The following is a 6,155-nucleotide window of genomic DNA, read 5'->3' on the forward strand; positions in this document are numbered from 1 at the left end:
TAAATAAATTCTTTTTTGTGTATAATATAACTAAAAATATGTTTCTCATATATTATTGGATTAGTGTATGAATTATTATAACTTTATAAGTAACATGAAAGCTGATTCAAAGCTCAAATTTTTAAAGAAAGTTAAATTTGAAACATTAGAATATGAAAACTGTTTTTATTATGATTATATTGATAAATTAAAGGAAAATAATAATCGATTAAATATATGCTGTAAAAATATTGCTATAATTCAAAAGTTAACAGATTCCTATATAGATGAATGTGCTTATACTGGGGATGATGAAAGTTTTGAAAACGTTACAGGAAGTATTAATAATGTATTAAGACGCGATAGCAGAAATATTTATGCAAGAAACAAAGCTGGGTTTTTATACCTTACAAGATATATTTATAATTTTGATAATATATACTATGATATAGCTTTAGATCATATTAATTATATTATTCAATATAATAATGATATAAGTTATTTTATTTTAGCACTTTTATATCAGTTCAGATATATGCATATAAAAGATAATCAGTATTTTAGTAAATCTTTAGAATGCTACAAAAAAATTTCTAATATTTTTAAAGATGATATTAATATTAATTATAATGTTTATATGCTTTATAAAACTAAATATACTAATATAGATAAAGAAAAATATTTTGATATAGCAGCAGAAGTGTATTTAGAGATTTTGGATTTTAATAAAGAAAATACATTTGCATTATGTGAATTAGCCAAACTTTACAGAGATAAATTTTTATCATCTAAAAATTATGATTATTATTTAGAAGCTGTCAATTATTATATAGAGCTTTCTTATATAGGCAGAGATATTAATGTTCTTCTTAATTTAGGCTTTCTATATACAATGATGTTTAAATACAGCAATGATATTCATTTCTTTGATGATGCTGTTTATACATACAAAAAAATAGAAGAAAGCGAATCATTAAAAGATACAAATATACTTTATAATTTATTCGGATATGCTTATGCCGTTAAATACGACCTTACAGAAAGCAGGGAAGATTTTGCATTTGCTATGAATTATTATGACAGCAGCTATTTTAAAGCATATTTGTATTTATCAGCGTACAGCAAAACAAAAGATGATTTATATTTTGACGCTTCTCTTTCTTTTTTCAATCATTTAGATATTGATGAAACTGATGTGCTGAACTCTATTGCATATTTATATGAAATAAGATTTTCTTTAAATAAAGATAAAGAAGATTTTGATAATGCCTTGTACTATTATAATAGGGCATTGGCAATAGACAGGGATTATTTATATACTTATGTTAATAGATTTTATTTATATAAGCTTGCATATTATATATTTGAAAACTCTGATTATTTTACATTGGTGCTTAATGATTATGAAACTTTATTTAATGAAGGGGAGTTAATAAACAATAAATTACTATATGATTATATGAACTATAATATAGGTTGTTTTTATTATTCATTATACGAAGATAGTTTAAGAGATGAGTATTTATTTTCAAAATATAGTTTAAAAGATGAATTTTTTGATAAGGCTTTATTTTTCTTTTCACATACTAATTATAATTTAGCTATAAGTAATTTATACAGGCTTAAATATATTGATGAGCATAATAATAAATATTTTGATTTATCTTTGGAGTATATAAATAATAATTTTAAGTATGATATAAAAAATTTTTCTCAAAGGGCGATATTATATTATGAGAGGTATAAAATAGAACGCAGCAGTAAATATTTTGATGCCGCTTTAGAAGACTTTAATTATGCTTTAAATATAAATAATTATGATAAAACTTTATATTATAATTCAGCATTGCTTTATCATATCAAACTTATAGAAAATAAATTTGATAATTATAAAGATGCTGAGGAAAATTATCTTAAGGCAATAGAGCTTGATAATTCATATTCAAAAGCGATAGAGAATCTTGGGTTTTTATATTTGATTATATACAGCATATATAATATTAACGGCATATTTAATAATTCTTTATCATGCTATGAGAATATATTATATTACGATTCAGATTCTATTATAGCATTGGAGGCATTAGGATATTTATATTATCTTAAATCATCAAACATTAATATTGATAATGATGAGAGATATGATTATATTATGAAATCTATATATTATTATGAACATGCATTATCTTTTGGAATAGGAATAGATTCTATTTATGAAAAATTTAAAGATTCTTATATTGTCTTATTTAATTATTATTCTGATAGGGTTTCTATAGATGAATATTTTGAGAGGTATGTAAATATTCTTAAGTATGACAGAAGTTTAGCTAATAAGAATTTATTTATACTCAATAATGTTAAATATGATATGGATAAAAATGTTAAGCATTTAATTAAAGCTGGAAAATGTTTAAATAGCTTAAAAATGGATATATTCTCTATAAGATTATGCTATAGATTTTTCAAATTTTTATTTGAAACTACAAAGAAGGTAAAATACGGATTGCTTGCTGTATTTTATTTGGAATATATAACAAATATAGAAAAAAATAATGCTGATTATCATTTTGATTTAGGTATTTTGTATCATAGACTTTATTTAAAGACTAAAAACTATGAATATGTTATAAGTGCCTTTCATTGCTACAGCAGAGTATTAGATATAAATTCAAGCTATCCTAAATGCAATTATAATAGGGCATTGATGCTTAAATATTTATTTGAAAAGACTTTAAAGATAGATTATATAGAAAATGCTTTTGAGAATTTGGTACATTCTGTGAAGCTTGGGAATGTAGAGGCTTATTCTTTAATTGCAGATGTTTATATTCTGCTTTATAATAAACATGAAAAAAAGGAAGAATATTTAAATAGGGCTATAGATAATTATAATTTATCCATAAAGAATAATTTTTATGGAAGAAATAATTATGAGGTTTATTTTGGATTAGGACTTTGCTATTATTTAAAATATAAAATTCATAGAGAAATAGAAGATTATTTTAATAAATCTTTGGAATATTATAAATATGCTTTGAATGTTAATAAATATAATAGAAAAGTAAGGCGTTTTATCAGATATTTATACATAGTAAAGAAAATAATACCGCCTTCTTCATAAATATATTAGTCTAAAGTTGAAAAAAATAAAACTTATACTAAAATATAATTTGAAATCTAATTTGATAGAATAATAAATATATCTTTTTAAGAGGGGGAAATTTATGAAAAATATAAAAGCAAATAGTTTTAGAATATTTTTATTGAGTATTTTTATTTTGACATTAACAAATTTATTATATTCTAAGGATAGTAAAGTATATGTTATAAAAAAGCTTGAGTTTCAGGAAGTTAATAGATGGTATGCAGGATATATAAAAAAGGCAATAGATAAGGCTAATGAAGATAAGGCTGATTTAATAATACTAGAGCTTGATACTCCTGGAGGACTACTATCCTCTGCTTTATCTATTAAAAATTATATTATAGAAAGCGAAGTACCAGTTGCAGTTTATATTAATAAGAATGCATTATCTGCTGGGGCATTAATATCATTGAGTGCTAAGGAAATTTACATGTCTGACGGAAGTGTTATAGGGGCTGCAACTCCGATTTATTTAAATGGCAATGAGGTTAAAAAAGCTGGAGAAAAAGAGATAAGTGCTATGCGTGCTGCTATGAGGGCATCTGCAGAAACTACAAAAAAGAATACAAAAGCAGCTGAGGCTATGGTTGATGAAACTATTGTTTTAACTAAAGAAAAAGACGGCATTGATTTGGATGATAAAACTCTTCTTACTTTAAGTGCCGATGAAGCTGTTGAAATAAATATTGCAGACAAAAAAGCAAATTCTATAAAAGAGATAATAGATTTAAAAGGACTTTCTGATAATTCTGAAATTATAACTGTTGAAGAGGAGAAATATGATTCTGTATTAAGATTTTTATTAAATCCGTTTATTTTAAGTTTATTAATGTCAATAGGAATAGCAGGAATATATTTAGAGATAAAAACTCCAGGTTTCGGTGTAGGCGGAGTAACAGCTATTATAGCATTTTCAGTATTTTTCTTTGTTCAGTTTTTTTCAGGCGATAGTAATTTAATAGAGCCTGCTATATTTCTATTAGGTGCTGTTCTTCTTTGCATTGAAATATTTGTTATACCTGGTTTTGGAATTACAGGCATACTAGGAATAACAGCTATACTTGCAAGCGTATTTATGTCTTTCGGATTAAATAATATAGCTATAGCAACATTTGTCATATTTATCTCTCTTATAATAGATATAATTCTTATAGTACTTATAGCCAAATTTATGACTAAATCTAAAGAGTTTAATAATAAAATTACATTAAGCAGCGATACAGCAGGATATCATTCAAGTGTTTCTTATGATCATCTTCTTAATAAAGAAGGCATTGCTGATACATTTTTCAGACCTGCAGGATATATTATGATTGATAATAACAGATATGATGCTGTAAGCGAGGGAGAGTTCATAGATAAGGGAAGCAGTTTAAAAGTTGTTCTTGTTGAGGGAAATAGAATAGTAGTAAAAAAAATAAATTAGAAAATTAATATAAGCTAGAAATTTATTTTCTAGCTTAAATTTTATTTATATAATTCATGAAGTTCTCCAATGCTGAAAATCATATAATATATTTTAAGCAAGTGAACTGAAAGCTCTAACTGATGAAATATCTATTCTAAGCTGCAATACGTATCTTTTACCATCACGTCCAATAGCATAAGTATATCTGCTGGATAGAGGAGATATTCCGCTTCCTTGCTGACTTACCTTCTGAGGATTATTTATATTTTGAACTGATATACTTGATTTTGGAGCAGATGGTGATACAGTCTGCATATTGCCTATTTTATTAATTGTCATACTAATAACTCCTTTTACTTAGTACTTTAATCATCAATATTAACGGTAATATAAAAAAAAACTTGATAACTTTATTTTTACACAAAAATGTATTCTTTAATTTATTGATATAAATATTTTTTTATGTATAATTAATACATAAAAAAATGTTTTCAGTTAGGTTTTATTATGTCAAAAATTATAATTTTTTTACCTGTATTTATTGCATTAGTAGGAAAAATTTTTTCTAAAGGAACTCCTTTATTTATATCTAATTTTCAAATGAGTCATCCAATTATATATATGATAATATCATTGATTATTATTATTGCCTATATAGTATTATTATCATCATTATTTAATATTGAAATAGAAAGTCATAACAAATATTTATATATAATATTAATACCTATAGTATTTTATTTGATTTCTAGTTTACTAAATATTAAACCGCCTAGTTTTATTATTAATTTTGCTGACTCTCATACTGTAATATTTTCTATATTAGTTGGGATAATTACAGCTTTTTATTTACTGCTTATTATTATTGCCGCCTTTATGGTAATAATAAATAAAGACTATTATCCTTCTTCTATAATTATATTTGCTTTGATTCCATCAGCAGCTATTGTACTTCTATATATATTTAATATAGGTGTTCCGACTTTTATTATTAATTTTTATATAAATCATAAAGTATGGTTTTATATAGTTTTCTCAATTACAGCATTAACATATATAATAGTTTTATTTAATTTGTTATCTCTTTATAGACATGGTAAATCTGTTCTTATTTTTATTATAATATTTGCTGTATTAACTTTTATATTCAGAAATAATATATTATTTTTTAATACCAATAAAAATTCTGCTGCAGATGTAATAATAGAAGAAAATATAAAAGATAATAAAGAAAACACTGAAAATATAAGTGAAGTTACAAATATAGAGAGCATAAAAGGAAACACTGAAAATATAAGTGAAGCTACAAATATAGAAAGCATAAAAGAAAACACTGAAAATATAAGTGAAGTTACAAATATAGAGAGCATAAAAGGAAACACTGAAAATATAAGTGAAGCTACAAATATAGAAAGCATAAAAGAAAACACTGAAAATATAAGTGAAGTTACAAATATAGAGAGCATAAAAGAAAACACTGAAAATATAAGTGAAGCTACAAATATAGAAAGCATAAAAGAAAATACTGAAAATATAAGTGAAGCTGCAAATATAGAAAGCATAAAAGAAAACACTGAAAATATAAGTGAAGTTACAAATATAGAGAGCATAAAAGAAAACACT

General features: G+C 23.9%; 4 protein-coding genes. 3 read left to right on the top strand and 1 reads right to left on the bottom strand.

The window, feature by feature from the left end:
- Window positions 1-67: 67 nt before the first annotated feature.
- A complete protein-coding gene (locus tag Q0J69_RS05240; RefSeq protein ID WP_297204897.1) occupies window positions 68-3,100 on the top strand; it encodes a hypothetical protein in 3,033 nt (1,010 codons plus the stop codon).
- Window positions 3,101-3,203: 103 nt separating this feature from the next.
- Window positions 3,204-4,550 carry an NfeD family protein gene (locus tag Q0J69_RS05245; protein WP_297204898.1) on the top strand — a complete coding sequence of 449 codons (1,347 nt, stop codon included), beginning with the start codon at window positions 3,204-3,206 and terminating at the stop codon, window positions 4,548-4,550.
- 93 nt (window positions 4,551-4,643) lie between these two features.
- Here Q0J69_RS05245 and Q0J69_RS05250 read toward each other — a convergent pair whose 3' ends face one another.
- Window positions 4,644-4,871 carry a hypothetical protein gene (locus tag Q0J69_RS05250; protein WP_297204899.1) on the bottom strand — a complete coding sequence of 76 codons (228 nt, stop codon included), beginning with the start codon at window positions 4,869-4,871 and terminating at the stop codon, window positions 4,644-4,646.
- A gap of 168 nt (window positions 4,872-5,039) precedes the next feature.
- On the opposite strand from Q0J69_RS05250, the gene Q0J69_RS05255 reads away from it, so the two are divergent.
- Window positions 5,040-6,155: hypothetical protein (locus Q0J69_RS05255; RefSeq protein ID WP_297204900.1), on the top strand; the 1,116-nt coding region annotated here is incomplete at its 3' end.

It is taken from the genome of uncultured Brachyspira sp., from assembly GCF_944388875.1.
Lineage (GTDB): Bacteria > Spirochaetota > Brachyspiria > Brachyspirales > Brachyspiraceae > Brachyspira.

Excerpts from the sequence above, each read along its gene's own strand:
- Q0J69_RS05240 (WP_297204897.1), top strand. The coding sequence starts at position 68 with ATGAATTATTATAACTTTATAAGTAACATGAAAGCTGATTCAAAGCTC.
- Q0J69_RS05245 (WP_297204898.1), top strand. The coding sequence starts at position 3,204 with ATGAAAAATATAAAAGCAAATAGTTTTAGAATATTTTTATTGAGTATT.
- Q0J69_RS05250 (WP_297204899.1), bottom strand. The coding sequence starts at position 4,871 with ATGACAATTAATAAAATAGGCAATATGCAGACTGTATCACCATCTGCT.